Here is a 16,224-nt window from a genome sequence, read left to right as displayed (position 1 = left end):
GATGAGTAGCCTGCTTTGCAAATTTATATATGTGGTGGTGGATCAATTCAGAGTATGGACTCTGCAGTGATGTTACCACCTGTCCAAGATAGACGATGGACACTCGCGAGACAACTCGGCATCGGCAGCGGTGTCGTCCGTTTTTGGGGCATGGACGACTGGTGGGAATATGATACTTTAGTTCGGACACGAAACCGATTCGCGGACCACGGACTGTCGTTAGACGTAGTCGAGGATCGGCCGCCGATGGAACGTACTGTTCTCGGTAAAGACGGCCGCGATGAGGAAATAGCGACAGTCAAGCAACTAATCAGAAATATGGGACGTCTTGATATCGACGTCTACTGTTGGGTATGGACGGAAAATCCGGTTGGCGTTCTCCGAACTGCAGACGCGATACCCGACCGCGGCGGGTCATTACAGTCGGGATACGACCATAAGTGGATGGAACGCGCTGCCGACCATCCCGAAGCGGACATCAGCGAACGCGAACTCTGGAAAAATCTCGAGTACTTCCTTGACGAAGTCGTTCCCGTCGCTGAAGAGGCTGGCGTCAAGATGGCACTCCATCCCGATGACCCGCCTCTGTCATCTGTTCGTGGCGTTCCGCGACTCATCACGTCAATAGAAAACTACGAGCGTGTCCTGGATCTGTACGATAGTCCAAATCACGGTGTAACGTTCTGTCAGGGGAACTTCGCTGCGATGGACACTGACGTTCAATCAGCGATTCGACGCCTCGGCGATCATATTCACTACGTTCATTTCCGGGACGTCGAGGGGTCTGCCCGTTCTTTCGTGGAGACGTGGCATGACGATGGACCGACAGATATGCTGGCTACCATGGAAGCGTACCGCGAGGTCGGCTTCGACGGACCGATTCGCCCTGATCACGTCCCCAAGATGGTCGGTGAAGACGACCGAGCGGAAACACAAGCAGGATATTCGGATATGGGGCGGTTATTCGCTATCGGATATATGAAGGGACTTCTTGAACAGACTATGATGACATCATGATGTTCCAGTGTGAATTATTGCTGATCGTATCCTAAGAGAGTCTATCGGCTTACTGCAGTTGGCTACGCGACGTCGATTACCCCCTTGACGATGTCGGATTCGGTAGCGCGTTCGAATGCGTTCGAAACCTCCGAGAGCGGTGTGTGAAAGTCAACAATGCTCTCAACATCGACGGCGCCGTCTGCTATCAATTCGATAGCCGTCGAGTAGGTGTTCGCAAACCGGTAGCTCCCACGGATGTTGATCTGGTTGCGAACGAGACGATAGGTGTCGAACGGCACAGCTTGGTCGGCTGCGAGGCCAACAAGTACGACGGTTCCTCCTCGGCCGACAGTGTCTGGAACGATTTCTATTGCCGGAGGGGCGCCAGTTGCCTCGATTGCGACGTCAACACCTGTCGGTATCGCTGCCTCAAGGACTTCGATCACGTCTTGAGTACGCGAGTTGATTGCCAGATCTGCGCCTTGATCTACCGCTTGATCGAGTTTTTCGTCGACAATATCAACGACGACAATCTTGGTGGCCCCGGCGGCAGTTGCACATTCCAGCGCTGTACGCCCGATAGGGCCTGCACCCATGATCAAGACGGTGTCGCCGACACCGACCTCGCCGCGACGGATCGCTTGGAGACCGACACTTAATGGTTCACAGAGCGCACCTTCTGTCATCGTCATTCCCTCTGGGAGAGGGTGGATAAACTCCGCAGGCCAAGCGACATACTCGGCGAGAGCGCCATCCGTCCCGGGAGTTGACATGAAATCGACGTCAGGACAGAGATTGTAGTCGCCGTCGCGACAGGCTTGGCATGTGCCGCACGGAATCCCGGGTTCGATCGCGACGCGGTCACCGACGGAGAGTCCCAAGACGTTTGTCCCGATATCGACGATCTCTCCGGCGCTCTCGTGACCGAGTATCAACGAGTCCTCAACGACTCGATCACCCATCTGTCCATGTTTGTACCAGTGGAGATCCGAACCGCAGATTCCGACACGTGAGACAGCGACCAGGACCTGGTTGGCATCGAGGTCCGGACGATCGCGGTTCCGGACTTCGAATTTACCTGGACCGATGAGTTCTGCAACGTCCATGATTAGTATCGCCTCCATCCGCCGCGGTTGGTTGTTTGAGGAACAAATCCGTTGCCAGCGTGAAGTGCTGATTTCATTTCGGGTTGGACCTTTCTCGGCTATCAGTTAATACTTTATGTGGGACTGTTCCCCGAAAAGGGTTTGAAGGGAATTCGAATCTCCGATCAGCTACTGTAGCCTGTCTCGGTTATTGTGCGCTGTTGTCGTAACCGCCGTCGACGCGAATAATTTCGCCGGTCGTGAATGAGGCAGCGTCGCTGGCAAGGTAGAGGGCGATGCCGGCGATCTCGTTGGGCATCGCGACCCGCTCCATCGGCGTCCGACGGTCGATCTCGGCGCGAAGCTCGGTCCCCTCGTCGAATGCATCACCCGCAAGCGGCGTTTTAACGAATCCAGGTGCGATCGCATTAACGCGGATCGATGGACCAAGATCGGCAGCGGCTGCGCGGGTTAGCCCGTCGACTCCGCTTTTCGAGGCGCAGTATGCGGGCCGATTCTCTCGTGCTTGTCCGGACGACATCGAGGAGATGTTGATGATACTTCCTTCGTCCATCACGTTTGCAAACACCTGACAGGCACGGAAGACGCCAGTGAGGTTGACCTCGATATCTCTCTCCCAGTCGTCTTCAGACATAGTTGTAACCGGGGACTTCGCGACTGACCCGGCTGAATTGACGAGGATATCGACGCCGCCGAATTTCTTTGCTGTAGTCTCTGCGAGATTCTCGATTGAGTCACGATCCGTTACGTCACACACGGCTTCGATAGTGGAAGCACCTCGTTCACGGAGCTCCGTCGCTGTTTTCTCGACTGATGTCTGGTCTCTGCTACTCGCGATGACGTCGGCACCGTCTTCAGCTAGACCGAGTGCGATCGCGCGCCCGATGCCACTCGTACCACCGATAACGACCGCTGTCTTTCCGTCAACCGACACCTGTAGATAACTATCTTGGTTCACAATTCTCCTTTCATATCCCCTCTATATGTGTCCTTTGCTCATCTCTCACGGATTCCTGCTTGTCGATGAGGGTGATTGTTCTGTTCGTCCGTCTAATTATATTGCACGCACTATCGGCCCGGCCTCGTCGTTTCATCGCTGCTCTGAGATCCCGTCCCCTCTGACAGCTTATATTTTGGTGTACCCAAGGGAACCCTGATAACAATCGGAGAGAGCGGAGAGTGGCATACTATAATCATCCACGTATCAGATATAAGGAACACATGAATTCAAATCGAGTGGTATGCTGAATTCGACCGGTTCGGGCAATAATTGCATCCTTTCTCAGTGTATACGAGATACTGTTCGGAACGCGAGATCGTACTCAAGAGCAGTCAGTAGCCATATAACGCATGGTACTGAAGAATGTGATATGGCACAGACCGACGCGGACAAAACGGGGCAGCTGAGTTCCGTTCGAAGGGCGTTTAATATACTTGAAAGCATAGATGAGAGCGATGGAATCGGTGCGTCAGAGCTAGCCTCGAAAGAAAACATACCGAAGAGTACAGCGTATATCTACCTCAAAACACTTTCTAAGACCGGTTTTGTCACGAACAACGAGGGAACCTACAGGCTGAGCCTCCGATTTCTGGAGTTCGGTGGACGCGTACGACAGAAACGGGAACTCTTCCAAGTTGCAAAAGAGGAAGTAGAAGCACTCTCTGAGCGAACTGGAGAAGTTGCAAGCCTAGGCGTGGAAGAGGATGGACAGCGAGCACTACTCTACAAGTCAGAGGGAGCGGATGCGATCTACGACAAGATCCCGACTGGAGAGCGGACTAATCTGCACTGGACAGCGCTTGGAAAGGCTATTCTAGCGTTTCTCCCGCCCGAACGTGTCGACAGCATCATCGAGACGCACGGGTTGCCTAAACTCACGGAGAAAACGATCACAAAACGGAGTGAACTGCTAGACGAACTCAAGATAATACGAAATCGGAACTATTCAATCGAAGATGAGGAGCGGCGTACTGGGATGCGATCGATCGGTGTCCCGATACGGGCAGATAGCGGTTCCGTTCTCGGATCGATCTCCTTGACCGGTCCCATGAGTAAATTCGACGATGACCTGATCAAGTCGGAGTTGGTGGGCGAGATCCAGAACGCCGTGAACGTGATTGAAATAAAGTACCAACATTACTGAGTGCATCAGCGCGAGCGATCCTCGACTATCTTGGACTTCTCCGTCTGACTGCAAACTACTGTGATTGGAGTAGTATTCTTTACCGAGAATAACTGTCGGGACAGGTCGTCTAGTATACTTGGACACTTCGCGCAGTTCGTTACTCCCTGCTCAACAGCATATGCTTCGCACTGCAAGCACTGGAATTACAACCGTATTAATGTAAATAATATTCTGGCTAACTCAACAGTAGGTGTTCCGCGTCAATCGCTGTCAGGTCAGCAAAGTAAACAGTATAATTTGTTAGTGACTCATAATATAGTAGAAATTAAAAATGGTTACTCATCCTTGGTACAGAGGGTTAATCGAGAGCAGTATCGATCGCTGTTGTTAACTCGCCAAGTGAGTCAAAGAACCGATTGCTGAGAGCCATTTGGAGCTGTCGCCAGTACTCTTCAACCGAATTTAGTTTCAGCGAATACACTGGCAACGTGATGAATGCGAGGTCGTCACGGGTCGCTAGGTCTGTGACGGCCGACGCTTAAAGTACGGCGCTCCGTCCAGAACCACGATCAAGTCATCTCCAAACTCATTACATAATACAAGAATGAAATGTTTCGCGTAGTCGGCGGTAACGTACTCTTCGAATCGAGAAAAATCGATCACCGGCTACGGTGATCGCGCCCAAGAAATACGTCCAGTCGCGTTATCCGGATAATCCGACAGATGGCCGCGTGCCGTATGGTTTCCGCGCAGCACGCGGCTTGAGTTGGATAGATTCTTGGTTTAATCGATACAGACTACCGTGGAATCCATTTCCTGCCGCTTTTTTAAGCCCCCTCCACAGAACGTTTCTTGCTCGTCAGCATCAGATTCGGCGGCTGTACGGCGGAGTTTTTGATAGGTCAATCCCGCTTCTTTGAACAACCGCCGGCAACTTGGGATTGAGTACTCGACATCGTACGTCTCGTCAAGATACTGCTGGACGAGTGCCGGCGTCCACGCCGGCGCGTCAAACCCAACTTCCGCAGGTGATCGGTGGACAGTTTCTTCGAATTCTTCTTGCTCTTTTCTGAGAGCTTTCGTTTTCTCCCAGATCGGTGAGCATCAGTGACGACCTGTTCAAGCGACTCATCAGTATCGAGTCGCTTGAGCCAGCTATAGATTGTCCGTCGCTGAACGTCGTACCACTCGGCTAGTTCAGTCTACGTGATACCGTTTTTGTATGCTATTGCCGCTAAGAGTCGTTGTGTCGACTTCTTTCCTTCCATATTGTCGGGGAATTTTGTAATTCCTCGACAGAGATTTCGTCGAGATGATCCACTACATTCAGCAACAATCTATGAGCAAAGAGTTCTAACGGTTACTATATCATCTGAAGCAGCTAAAGAAGCATAAGTGTCAAGAATGATGGGAGTGAATCAATCAGAACAGCGGAATCGCGCCTGTGAGAACTGCGACGGCCAGCATGACCAGCGACACGGCCCACGCCCAGAGGAAGGTGAACTTGATATGTTCACCGAGGTCGACATCGGCGAGTCCAATTAACAGGTACGTCGCGCCCGTCAACGGCGAGAGCGGGAAGCCAACCGTCATCTGACCGATGAGCGACGCGCGAACGACCGCCACTTCAGGGATCCCGTACGCCTGGGCTGTCTCCGCCAGCACCGGCAGCACGCCGAAGTAGTACGCGTCGGGGCTAAAGACGAGGCTTGCTGGCATCGCGATGAGGCCGACGAGACCCGCCATATACGATCCCATCCACTCCGGCATGATTGAGACCAAAATGCCCGCCATCTCAGTGATCATCCCGGATTCATTGAGGACACCGAGGAGGACGCCCGCAGCTAGGAGGATTCCCACGTATGTCATCACATCCGTGGAGTGTGCCTCGAGAATGTCCTTCTGTTCCTCATAATCCCTAACGTTCACGACGAGCGCGATCACAAGCCCAGTCATGAAGACGATCGCTGGGCTAGTGATGTCAAGCATCAGGAGCGCAATAATCACAACTGTCACGAGCACGTTGAAATACCATCGCCAACTCAATCCGGTCTTGATCTCTGTTCCCCCATCGGTCCTAATGTCGGGATCATCCCCAGCAAGGGCCTCTGTGACGAGTCGTTCCCGTTCGCTCTCGGAGAGATCGAGATCCGTGTCGATCCGCCGGCTGAAGTAGTACGCGATTAGGAAGATCGCCGCGAAGCCCACGATCTGAGCCGGAATCAGCGGATTGTAGACGTTTCCGACGGTGGCGGCGTCGACGGAGCCGATCGCTCGGACCGTCACACCACCCCACGGGACCAGATTCATCGTCCCTGCACTCAACGCTGTCAGTGCGGCCAGAATCTTCGTATCGGCGTCGAGCGCCATATAGAGTGGAAGGAGCGCCGGGATCGTGATAAGGAAGGTTGTCGCACCCGCGCCGTCGAGATGTGTCGCGACCGCCAAGACCACCGTTCCAAAGGTGAGCAGCGCGGGTCGATCCAACACGACGTGGACCACACGTCTCACAAGCGGATCGAACAGGCCCTTGTCTCGCATGATTGCGAAGTACCAGACGGCGAACGCGAACATGGCGGTGATCTCGACAATACCCCCTAGTCCGGACGACACGAACTCACCCAGTTCTTCCGGCGCGAAGCCGGCGACCAGCGCTCCGATTACCGGGACGATTATTAGCGTCGGTACCACGTACGTTATCTTGCCGATTATCAGTACCAAGATCAGTGTGATTACCAGATATCCGATAATCCCAAGCCCCGTTCCGTCGAGTTGCAACGGCACTACTGGCACTGCCTGTGTGATGTTGGCTAACATCATCTCATAGATGAGATATCACCCTTGATAGTAATTGTGGTATGTGTTATCCCTCTGTGATATCGACGCTCCGGTGTGAGAATCGATCGTCGGCTCTGGGCCGACCGAAGTACATATACCCTGATGAATGGATAGTCCGACAGAAGTATGAAACCGACACGCTCAGCGCTGTTTGTACCTGGCAATCGACCAAAGTGGATCACCAATGCAGCAACGCACGGAGCCGACCTCGTCATCATCGACCTTGAGGACGCCGTCCCGCCGGACGAAACGGCCGCGGCCAGAGACGATGTCGCGGACGCAATCCCGACGGTTCGTGACGACGGGCAACGTATCTTCGTCCGCATCAACGGGCACCCAAACTCATCGGCCGACCGTACCGTCAGGGACCTTGAGGCAATCGTTCCTCGAGAGCCGAACGGACTGGTCGTCCCAAAGGTCGAAAGTGCCGCTGACATCGAACAGCTCGAGACCGTCCTCACGCATATCGAGCGGCGCGACGGACTGACCGTCGGTGCTACGGAACTCCTCGTGACGATCGAGACGGCGCAGGCGATGAAACACGTCTACGATATCTGTCTTGCGTCTGAACGCGTCACGTCCGTCATGTGCGGGGCCACGAAAGGGACGGACACGAACCGGGCGCTCCGATTCGAGTGGACGGGACCGGGTCGACAGGGGCTCGAGACCCTTCACATGCGCCAGAAGGCACTGCTCGACGCGAGGGCCGCGGGCATCGACTATCCGCTCGCCGGCCCGTACGTCGACATCGAGGATCTCGACGGCTTGACCGAGGACATGGAATTCGCTCGCGAAATGGGCTATGAGGGATACGTCGTCATCCACCCGTCCCACGTCGATCCCGCCAACGACTGCTTTACGCCTGACGACGAGACCGTCGAGTATTGGATCGGCCTCTACGGAGCACTGCGGGACGCGATCGATCGTGGCGAGAGCGCGATCCGCTATCGCGGCGAGATGGTCGATACAGCGAACCTCGAGACCGCCAGGGAGCACCTCCGGCGTGCGGCCGTGTTTCGAGACGAACTTGACGACGATGTCGCGGCGCGACTGACCGATCTTGAGTACTCGGCAGACTAAGCTGGTCACCTGCTCACGGGCAGAGCAAACGAAGAAACTCGTCGCAGTCGAACGGCTAACTCCTTCCCTACCGCTCCGGGTGGGCCGTCTCCGGCGATCCGACGACGCCACGCTCAATCAGTTCAGCGACCTCCGCCTCGGTATACCCCATTCGCTCGAGCGTCTCGTACGTGTCTTCGCCGACGCGGGGAACGCCTCGCGTGATCCCCGTCGTATCGTCGGCATACTTTACAGGGTGATCAACTACCGACAGTTCCTCGTCACCCAGCTGTATGCTGGACAATAGCTTTCGATGGTTCACGTGGTCGTCCTCCCAGACCTCTTTCGTATCGTAGATCGGTCCACTCGGGACGCCGTGGTCGGACATTACGTCGAACCACTCGTCGGTCGACCGTGCGACCAGTTCGTCTTCCAGAATCGACTCGAGTTCGTCCCGGTTCGCGCGCCGCCGGTCGGCTGTCCGAAACCGGTCGTCCGTCACGAGTTCGGGGCGGCCGATAGCGGTGCACAATTTCTCCCAGTGGTGATCCTGAACGACGACGATCGCGAGGTGCGAGTCTGCCGTTTCGAAGACACCGTAGGGGACGAACTCGTTCAGTTTGTTCCCCATTCGCGGATACGGCTCGTCCGTCGCGAAGGTGTAACCGGTTCGGACGGTCAACCAAGATAGCATACAGTCCAACATTGAGACGTCGACGTACTGTCCCTCGCCGGTGCGTTCGCGTCGGAAGAGTGCACCGAGAATTCCCTGGACCGCGTACATTGAGCCGGCGATGTCGGCGATCGGAATCCCCGAGCGGTACGGCTTCGAGTCCGGCGGTCCCGTGATGCTCATATTCCCTGACATCGCCTGTGCAATGATATCCAGTGCGGGATACTCGGCGTACGGCCCCTCCTGTCCGAAGCCGCTGATCGAGCAGTAGACAATTTCCGGGTTCCGCTCGGCGACCGATTCATAATCGATCCCGAATCGTTCCATCGCCCCCGGCCGGAAGTTCTCAACGACCACGTCCGCCTCCTCAGCCAACTCGAGAAAGAGTTCCGCCCCTTCGTCGCTTTTGAGGTTCAGGGAGACGGATCGCTTGTTTCGGTTGACGGATGCAAAGTAGGAGCTGAAATCGCCCACGTAGGGCGGGTTGTGGCGGCCCACGTCGCCGCCCGTCGGTCGTTCAATCTTCACGACGTCGGCGCCCATATCGGCGAGCGTCATCGACGCGAATGATCCCGAGACAACCTGCGTTACGTCCAAAACGGTGATAGTATCGAGCATGGCTTTCGTACCCTCAGTAGTCAGGCTGCGTGAACGTGGCACTGGAATCCTAATAAGCGTTTGTCTCACTCGGCTGTGTCTCGAACGGTGGCGCGATCGCCTTGTCGGTTGCGCGCTCTGGATCTACGTGACCGTTCGAGGAACGGCTGTTTCATATTATGAATCATATAGCGAGATGATCAACTGTGAGTAACTGATAAATAGCTGGATACGGAATCTCGGAGCAACATGGGAACGAATGACTCGGGCCACGCCGACGACCCAGCCAGCGCGAATACGATCAAATCGGTCGATACGTCGCTCTCGATCGTCAAGGCGCTCAAGCAGAAACAGACGGCGAAAGTAAGCGAACTGGCCGAACTGACGGGATACTCGAAAGCGAACGTGTACAAGCATCTCAATACGCTCAAAGCGCAGGGCTTTGTGGAGCGGGACGGCGACCAGTTCCGCCTCGGGTTGGGCTATCTCGATCTCGGCGGTCTGGTTCGAGAGCAACTCGAAGGCCAGCACAGTATCAAACCAAAAATAGCCGAGATCGCCGAGAAGACCGAGGAAGTAGCCCAATACATGGTTGAATCGAACGGCAAATCGGTCATCGTCTTCAAGGAAGTCGGTCACCAAGGTGTGTCACTCCGAACGAGGGTCGGCGCGCATCTCCCAATACATCAGGTCGCATCAGGGAAGGCTATGCTCGCATTCATGCCCGACGAGCGTGTCAATGACATCGTTCAGCGCCACGGGCTCTCGGCTGCGACAGAGAACACGATTACCGATTCAGACGCACTATCCGATGAACTAGCCGAAATCCGAGAACAGGGATATGCCGCCAACCGCTCGGAGAGCACAAAAAAATTGTTTGCCGTCTCTGTGCCGGTCATGACTGTCTCGGACGAGGTTATCGGTGCATGTACTGTTTCTGGACCGACCCATCGTATGAAAGATGAGGAGAAAGCATCACAAGTGATCGAAATTTTGCGAAGTGTTACCAATGAACTCGAGTTGAATCTTGCTCATTCTTGAATTGTTCTACGCTGTAGCTCGCTTCCAGTGTTCACTATTATGAATCACAAGGTCATATACTCAAATAATCACTTTACAGGCATAGGCAAGTAATCTACATGGGATCCCTTAGCTAGAGTTCACTGCCGAAAAATTCAACCAAATGATCGGCCGTCGTTGTTATTGAGCGTTCGTCCACCCAGATCGATGGGAACGCGAGCAGGGTTGTGTTCAGATATGTGGTCCCATGTGAAGGCGAACAATCTGAACCACTGATAAGCAGTTTCTGAATGAACATCGATGAAAATATTTGAAAACAAAGAGAGTAGACATTGTGGATTATATTAATATACAACTTCACAACTATGGTTTGGCGGTTGCTGGATCGACTTGCTGAAATAGTCTGCAAGTTGTAAAATATACCTTCTTGTAATTTATAATAGGTACTCAACAGTATTCTGGTCTCTGTATTTTCTGTCTCGAAATTAGAATCCGGGGCAGTGGAGTGCAGCGTTGAGCCATGGTACTGAACCGACGAGAAATAGAGTAACTTCAACATTGTATTTTTCTTTGAGTTCGCTAAGAAACATCGAGATCGGTGACGTATTTCGCGTTGAAGAGAGTCATACAGGGAGTGTTTTGTCCGTCCCGGGATCGACAGCAGCGTACAGCCAATAGCGCTGATCGTCGAGTTGAATCGTGGTTTCGTCGATTGCAACGTAATCGGGTTGATTCCCATCTGTCGGCTGTAGATCGGTTTTCTGTATCCAATTATGGATCGTCGATCGTGCCTTCTTGGCACTATTTCTCTAATATAGGGACTGTATTTCAAAGTGATGGTTCTGCCAGATGGATCTGGATACTCAATCGAGTCAGTCCGCGCGGTATCGCCTCGCGCTCCACAAAATCTAACCCATCTCGAGCGTTCGTACTCCGGCAGACTCTACGAGAGTTCACTGCTATTGAGTGCTGATTCCGGCACGGTCCCGTTATACGCGGATCGGACGTTGTCCGCCGATTCGACACTCATCTGGGTGAGTGCTTCGGTCGTCTGGGCTCCGATATGTGGCGTCAGTATGACGTTTTCGTACTCGAGTAGCGGATACTCCTCTGACGGTGGCCCATCGGCAAACACGTCGATACCGGCACCGGCGATCGCTCCGGCCTCGAGGGACGAGACGAGCGCGTCCCTGTCGACGATTTCGGCTCTCGCCGTGTTGACAAGTATCCCGGACGGCGATAGCTGCCGTAATTCTGCCTCGGAGATATCGTTCCGCGTTTTCGCCGTCAATGGTGCGTGGACGGAGACAGCATCCGCCTGTTCGAACAGGGCAGCAGTCGATTCGACTTTCGTGACGTGAGTCGAGAGTTCGGTCTCGTCGACATACGGGTCGTAGACGAGACACCCCATGCTGAGGCCGGAAACCAGATTTGCAACTTCGGATCCAATGTCCCCATAGCCGTACAGTCCGATAGTATCGGACTGGAATTCGTTGGTAACGACGTCGTATTTGCCCCCATTTCCTGCCCGAACTGCCCGATCTGCCTGCCGAAGTCGCCGTCTCACTGCCAGCAGTAAGGTGATCGCGTGTTCAGCGACCGCGCGCGAATTGGTTCCCGGCGTGTTCGAGATGAGAACGCCGTTTTCGGTCGCGGCATCGACATCAATATTGTCGTATCCGACGCCATGTTTGGAGATGATCTCGAGATTGGATGCACTGTCAATGAATTCCCTATCAATGCGTTCGATACGCGTAATAATCGCATCGAACCGCTCCGCGTCGGCGAGGAGTTGCATTCGAGTATCGTATTCGTCTCGTTTCACCGTGGTCGCGATATCGGCGATCGATTCCGGTCCCGCTAGATGGATTTCAGCAGGAAGCAGCACGGTCCACTCGTTCTTCACCATACGTTCGTCAAACAGGGATCGTTATATAATCTCTTTGCAAAATAGGGCATAGTTTCAGTTCTGTCGTCTGGGTCATCCACTATAGTAGCCACTGAAAGTAAGCGCACACCGGTCGCACAGCCGTCGTTCGATTGGCACGGAGTTTGCCGTCGGTCGTCACCAACCGACTGATAGCATTGGACAGCTATTCGTCTAAGGCGTTCAGAAACAGCTCACGTCGATCACACCGACACGGCACCGACATCTTCCTCACAGAGCAGGGGTCGCAGATGTCCGCGGTCGTTCGTCGATCGAACGCGCCGAATTGATCATCGAAAGCTGCACCCGCCCCTCGTTCGAGTCTCAACTCCACGATTGCCTGGACAGCGTTCGGGGTCAGCACACCCACATCCCTCACGACGCCGAGCGAGCAGCCGAGTGGCAGGACTGATCTCGGCGTTCGGTCGCAGCGGATGTGTCAGCGATCCGTGTTAGTACTGCTCTCCGCGCCAGCGACTGTGCTATCGCTTCTGCTTCTCGAGCACGCGCAAAAAAGAATGCTGTGAGGCGGCGATGCCTCGTCAACGCTCACCCGCCGAAGTAGAGGGTGAGCCAGTAGATGTAGCCGCCGGTGAGCGCGATCGAGATGATCGCTTCTATGAACTTGATATACGTCGGCCCGTGGGTGTCGCGGAAGTCCTGAATCAGTTGCACGCGACTCCAGAGGGGCATCATCCACGGCGGAATGATTTCCCCGAGGCCGCCGACGTTCTCGGTGTCGACCATGTCTTCCGGTGGATCGTCGGACGAACTCGCGCTCATTGTCCCACCTCTTTGAAGAACGGCACGTTCATGTCGCGGATCATCACTTTCTCTATGACGAAGACGCCGACAAAGACGCCGATACCGGCGAATTTGACGTACCGGCTGGGGGAGATCATCACGATCGTCCCGATCGCGGTCAACGCGACTCGAAGACTGATGCGACGGCTCACTCGCATTCTGAACGGGTAGTTCAGGCCATAAATAATCGTAAGGGCACCCAGGAGCACTAACGAACCGGCTATCACGGTCGTCAGTCCGAACGACGTGGAGATGATCCCCGGGTTGTAGACGAACGCGATCGGCAGGATGAACAGTGGTGCAGCGATCTTCATCGCAGCGCCACAGACCCGCCAGAAGTTCGCCTCGGCGATCCCGGCCGTGACGACCGCGGCTGTCGCGACCGGCGGAGTGATACCGGCCAGAATCGCGGCGTAGAACACGGTATAATGGGCTGTTATCTCGGGAATGTTGAAGTCCGAGATGAGCGTCGGTGCGATGAGGATTGCGACGATGACGTACGCCGCGACCGTCGGCATACCGACGCCCATCAGGATGCTCACCAGCATCGCAAGGAGCACGGCGAACAGCAGGACTCCACCCGAGAGGTCAATCAATAGCAGGGCGATCTTGTTCGGGACGCCGGTCACGCTAAAGATGTCGACGACCCCATTGACCGCTGCCAGGATGATCGCGATGGGCGCGAGTATCAGCGCCCCACGACGGAAGCCGTGGACCGTGTTCCAGAACTGCGCGACGAATTCCGAGACGGGTCCGGTCTCCGATTCATCCATGACGCGCTGGATCACGGGGAAGAAGACACCGGTGAGGACCATTGCGACGATCGTCCACAGCGCGGACGTCATCACCGTGTACTGGGCCACTCCCAGGAAATAGATCAGCACGAAGAACGGAATTCCGAACCGGATCGCTTCGATAGTCTTCTGTTTGCTGGACAGTTCCTCATCGAAGAACTCGCCGAAGTCCATCTCTTGGCTACTCGTGTCACTGATCGCCACGTAATGGACGGCGATGGCGATCGAAGCGACGAGGATCGCCGCCGGAACGATGCCAGCGACGACGATGTTGAGATAGGAGATGCCTAGGTATGACGCCATGACGAACGCCGACGCGCCCATGACGGGCGGTAGTACCTGTCCGGAGGTCGATGCGACCGCTTCGATGGCGGCCGCTCGGTGCGGTGCCATTCCGCTGTCTTTCATAGTCGGGATCGTAAACGAGCCCGTCATGGCAGCGTTCGCGGTATAGGACCCGTTGATCGACCCGATGACGGTCGACGAAAGCACCGCCGTCTGGGCCACACCGGATCTGATGTAGTTCGCCGATTCAATCGCGATGCGGAGGATCAAATCGAACGCGCCGTAGGCGAACAGCAGGCCGGCGTACAGGAGGAACGGCGCGATCCACGCGGCAGTCAGCTGTGTGAGACTCCCGTAGAAGCCGTACAGGTCGGTCACCAGCGACTGCAGGAGCGTCAGCTCCGTCATTCCACCGTGGTTCAAGATCCCCGGAGCCATGTTGCCGTACACACCGTAGAGGATCACGCCGCCGACAAGGCCGAGGAACAGATTCCCGAACTCGCGCCACGTGAGATACAATATCGAGACGATGATGAGGCGTGCGAGCATGTACTCGTGTTCGAACGCGTATCCCTGTTGATGGACGTAGACGCGCTCGAAGTTCAGCGCGAAATAGATCGATGCCGTTATGAGCACGATCGACGCGGGCAGCAAGACGGCGGCGTCGATCCGATCACCTTCATCGTACGCCTGCCGCGCCTGATCAAGGGCGTAAACGGTGAGAATGGCTCCAATGAAGATCACGCCGTACTTTACCCGGGCCCACCCCTGGGTACGCGCCCAGTAGAGGACGATTGCCCAGAACACGAGCGAACTGAGGGTTACGCTGACATCGAGCACGCGGAGGATTCTTGATGCCAATGTACGCTTGGATTTTGTTTCTGAATTCATTGTCTGGTATTGTTTCGTGTGTTACCTAGGAACGTCCCCTCTGCAACTCTACCAATCGATTACTCGGGGGTGGAGAGACTGTCATCCCAGGCATCGTTATCCTGATAGTACTCCACTGCACCCGGATGGAACGGGAAGTCGTCGCCTTCGAGGGCTTGGCCGAGCATGTCTTCCGTCGATTCGAAGTCGTTGAACTGATCTTCGGCCTCGTTGACAGTATCGTTGTGCTCGTCGACGACGCGGCACAGTTCGTAGACTGCATCGTCGCCGGCGTCCGAGTGGAAGACGTAGTTGACCTCCAGGTCCCAGGTGAACACTTCATCAGTACCGATGTCCTGCTCGAGGCCCCAGTCTCCGTATGGGGTCCGTGACGTACCGGCTCCGCCGTACGACTCGGCGGATTCGATCAGCGCGTCGGTCGGTTCGACGTAACTGACGTCGACGCGAGCGTCATACTCGGTCACGAAGCCGGTGTAGCTGACGCCCGGCGTCCCGTAGGCGATCGCAGCGTCGATACGCCCCTCCTCCATGGCACCCGGTGCGTCGCTGACGCCCATGTCCATGATGTTCATTTCCTCGTAGATGTCGGCCGTCGGGTCCTGACTCCAGACGTCGAGCGTCGTCGCACGCGTCGAGTACCCCGGTTCGGCGGGATAGACGTTTGCACCCGCGAGGTCGTCGAACGTCTCGATGCCCGTTCCCTCAAGGGCGACGATGTAGATACTGTACGGGAACGCGCTGAATCCCTGATAGGGGATCGTATCGACCCCCCGTTCCGCGAAATCACCACGGTCCTCTACTGCCTTCGACATCGAGTTGTTATCAGTTATTCCCGCGTTGAACTGATCCGAATCGAGTCGGTAAAGCGTCCCGATGTATCCCGGGCTTTCGACTGTCGAGTAGTCGAGTTCGTCACTTTCCTGACTTACGGCACGTTCGACGGCCAACCCGACGTCTTGTGTCCCACCTGCAGATGTTCCAACGCGAAGTTGCATTCCGTCATCGTCGCCACCCATGCAGCCAGCGAGTCCGATTGCACTTGCAGCTGCTGCCCCTCGCAGGAATCGTCGTCGATTAACACGATCTTCTGGCATATCCATTTTGT

At 55.3% G+C, this 16,224-nt stretch carries 12 protein-coding genes and 1 pseudogene; 4 read left to right on the top strand and 9 right to left on the bottom strand.

Features of this window, described 5'->3' with window-relative positions; translation table 11 throughout:
• Nucleotides 1-69: 69 nt before the first annotated feature.
• The gene (locus K6I40_RS05700; RefSeq protein WP_222914925.1) at nt 70-1,017 is read left to right on the top strand and encodes a mannonate dehydratase; all 948 of its coding nucleotides are present in this window, start codon (nt 70-72) and stop codon (nt 1,015-1,017) included.
• A 62-nt stretch (nt 1,018-1,079) separates the two neighbouring features.
• Here K6I40_RS05700 and K6I40_RS05695 read toward each other — a convergent pair whose 3' ends face one another.
• Nucleotides 1,080-2,105, bottom strand: coding sequence for an NAD(P)-dependent alcohol dehydrogenase (locus tag K6I40_RS05695; protein WP_222914923.1), 1,026 nt, complete (start codon nt 2,103-2,105; stop codon nt 1,080-1,082).
• A gap of 187 nt (nt 2,106-2,292) precedes the next feature.
• On the bottom strand, nt 2,293-3,066 hold the full coding sequence (locus tag K6I40_RS05690) for an SDR family oxidoreductase (RefSeq protein WP_222914921.1): 774 nt from the start codon (nt 3,064-3,066) through the stop codon (nt 2,293-2,295).
• Nucleotides 3,067-3,475: 409 nt separating this feature from the next.
• On the opposite strand from K6I40_RS05690, the gene K6I40_RS05685 reads away from it, so the two are divergent.
• Nucleotides 3,476-4,249, top strand: coding sequence for an IclR family transcriptional regulator (locus K6I40_RS05685; protein ID WP_222914797.1), 774 nt, complete (start codon nt 3,476-3,478; stop codon nt 4,247-4,249).
• Between the two features lie 340 nt (nt 4,250-4,589).
• Here K6I40_RS05685 and K6I40_RS05680 read toward each other — a convergent pair.
• Nucleotides 4,590-5,552: pseudogene (locus K6I40_RS05680) on the bottom strand (IS630 family transposase).
• Between the two features lie 101 nt (nt 5,553-5,653).
• Complete coding sequence (locus K6I40_RS05675) at nt 5,654-7,051, bottom strand: citrate:proton symporter (protein ID WP_255681668.1); 1,398 nt, start codon at nt 7,049-7,051, stop codon at nt 5,654-5,656.
• Between the two features lie 144 nt (nt 7,052-7,195).
• Here K6I40_RS05675 and K6I40_RS05670 point away from each other — a divergent pair, with 144 nt between their 5' ends.
• On the top strand, nt 7,196-8,149 hold the full coding sequence (locus K6I40_RS05670) for a CoA ester lyase (RefSeq protein ID WP_222914796.1): 954 nt from the start codon (nt 7,196-7,198) through the stop codon (nt 8,147-8,149).
• 67 nt (nt 8,150-8,216) lie between these two features.
• Here the strand turns inward: K6I40_RS05670 and K6I40_RS05665 are convergent, their stop codons facing one another.
• Nucleotides 8,217-9,419 carry a CaiB/BaiF CoA-transferase family protein gene (locus K6I40_RS05665; protein WP_222914794.1) on the bottom strand — a complete coding sequence of 401 codons (1,203 nt, stop codon included), beginning with the start codon at nt 9,417-9,419 and terminating at the stop codon, nt 8,217-8,219.
• A gap of 228 nt (nt 9,420-9,647) precedes the next feature.
• Here K6I40_RS05665 and K6I40_RS05660 point away from each other — a divergent pair, with 228 nt between their 5' ends.
• Nucleotides 9,648-10,439 carry an IclR family transcriptional regulator gene (locus K6I40_RS05660; RefSeq protein WP_222914793.1) on the top strand — a complete coding sequence of 264 codons (792 nt, stop codon included), beginning with the start codon at nt 9,648-9,650 and terminating at the stop codon, nt 10,437-10,439.
• Nucleotides 10,440-11,361: 922 nt separating this feature from the next.
• Here the strand turns inward: K6I40_RS05660 and K6I40_RS05655 are convergent.
• The 4 genes from K6I40_RS05655 to K6I40_RS05640 form a co-directional block, all read right to left on the bottom strand.
• A complete protein-coding gene (locus K6I40_RS05655) occupies nt 11,362-12,327 on the bottom strand; it encodes an NAD(P)-dependent oxidoreductase (RefSeq protein WP_222914791.1) in 966 nt (321 codons plus the stop codon).
• Between the two features lie 567 nt (nt 12,328-12,894).
• Nucleotides 12,895-13,128, bottom strand: coding sequence for a hypothetical protein (locus K6I40_RS05650; protein WP_222914789.1), 234 nt, complete (start codon nt 13,126-13,128; stop codon nt 12,895-12,897).
• Entirely contained in the window at nt 13,125-15,119 is a 1,995-nt protein-coding gene (locus K6I40_RS05645; RefSeq protein ID WP_222914787.1) for a TRAP transporter fused permease subunit, read from the bottom strand. The genes K6I40_RS05650 and K6I40_RS05645 overlap by 4 nt, the downstream gene beginning before the upstream one ends.
• A 59-nt stretch (nt 15,120-15,178) precedes the next feature.
• Nucleotides 15,179-16,213, bottom strand: a complete 1,035-nt coding sequence (locus tag K6I40_RS05640) for a TAXI family TRAP transporter solute-binding subunit (protein ID WP_222914786.1) — start codon at nt 16,211-16,213, stop codon at nt 15,179-15,181.
• Nucleotides 16,214-16,224: the final 11 nt, after the last annotated feature.

Source organism: Natrinema sp. SYSU A 869, from assembly GCF_019879105.1.
In the GTDB taxonomy this organism is placed as follows: Archaea; Halobacteriota; Halobacteria; order Halobacteriales; family Natrialbaceae; genus Natrinema.
This window is presented reverse-complemented; position numbering and strand designations above follow the sequence as displayed.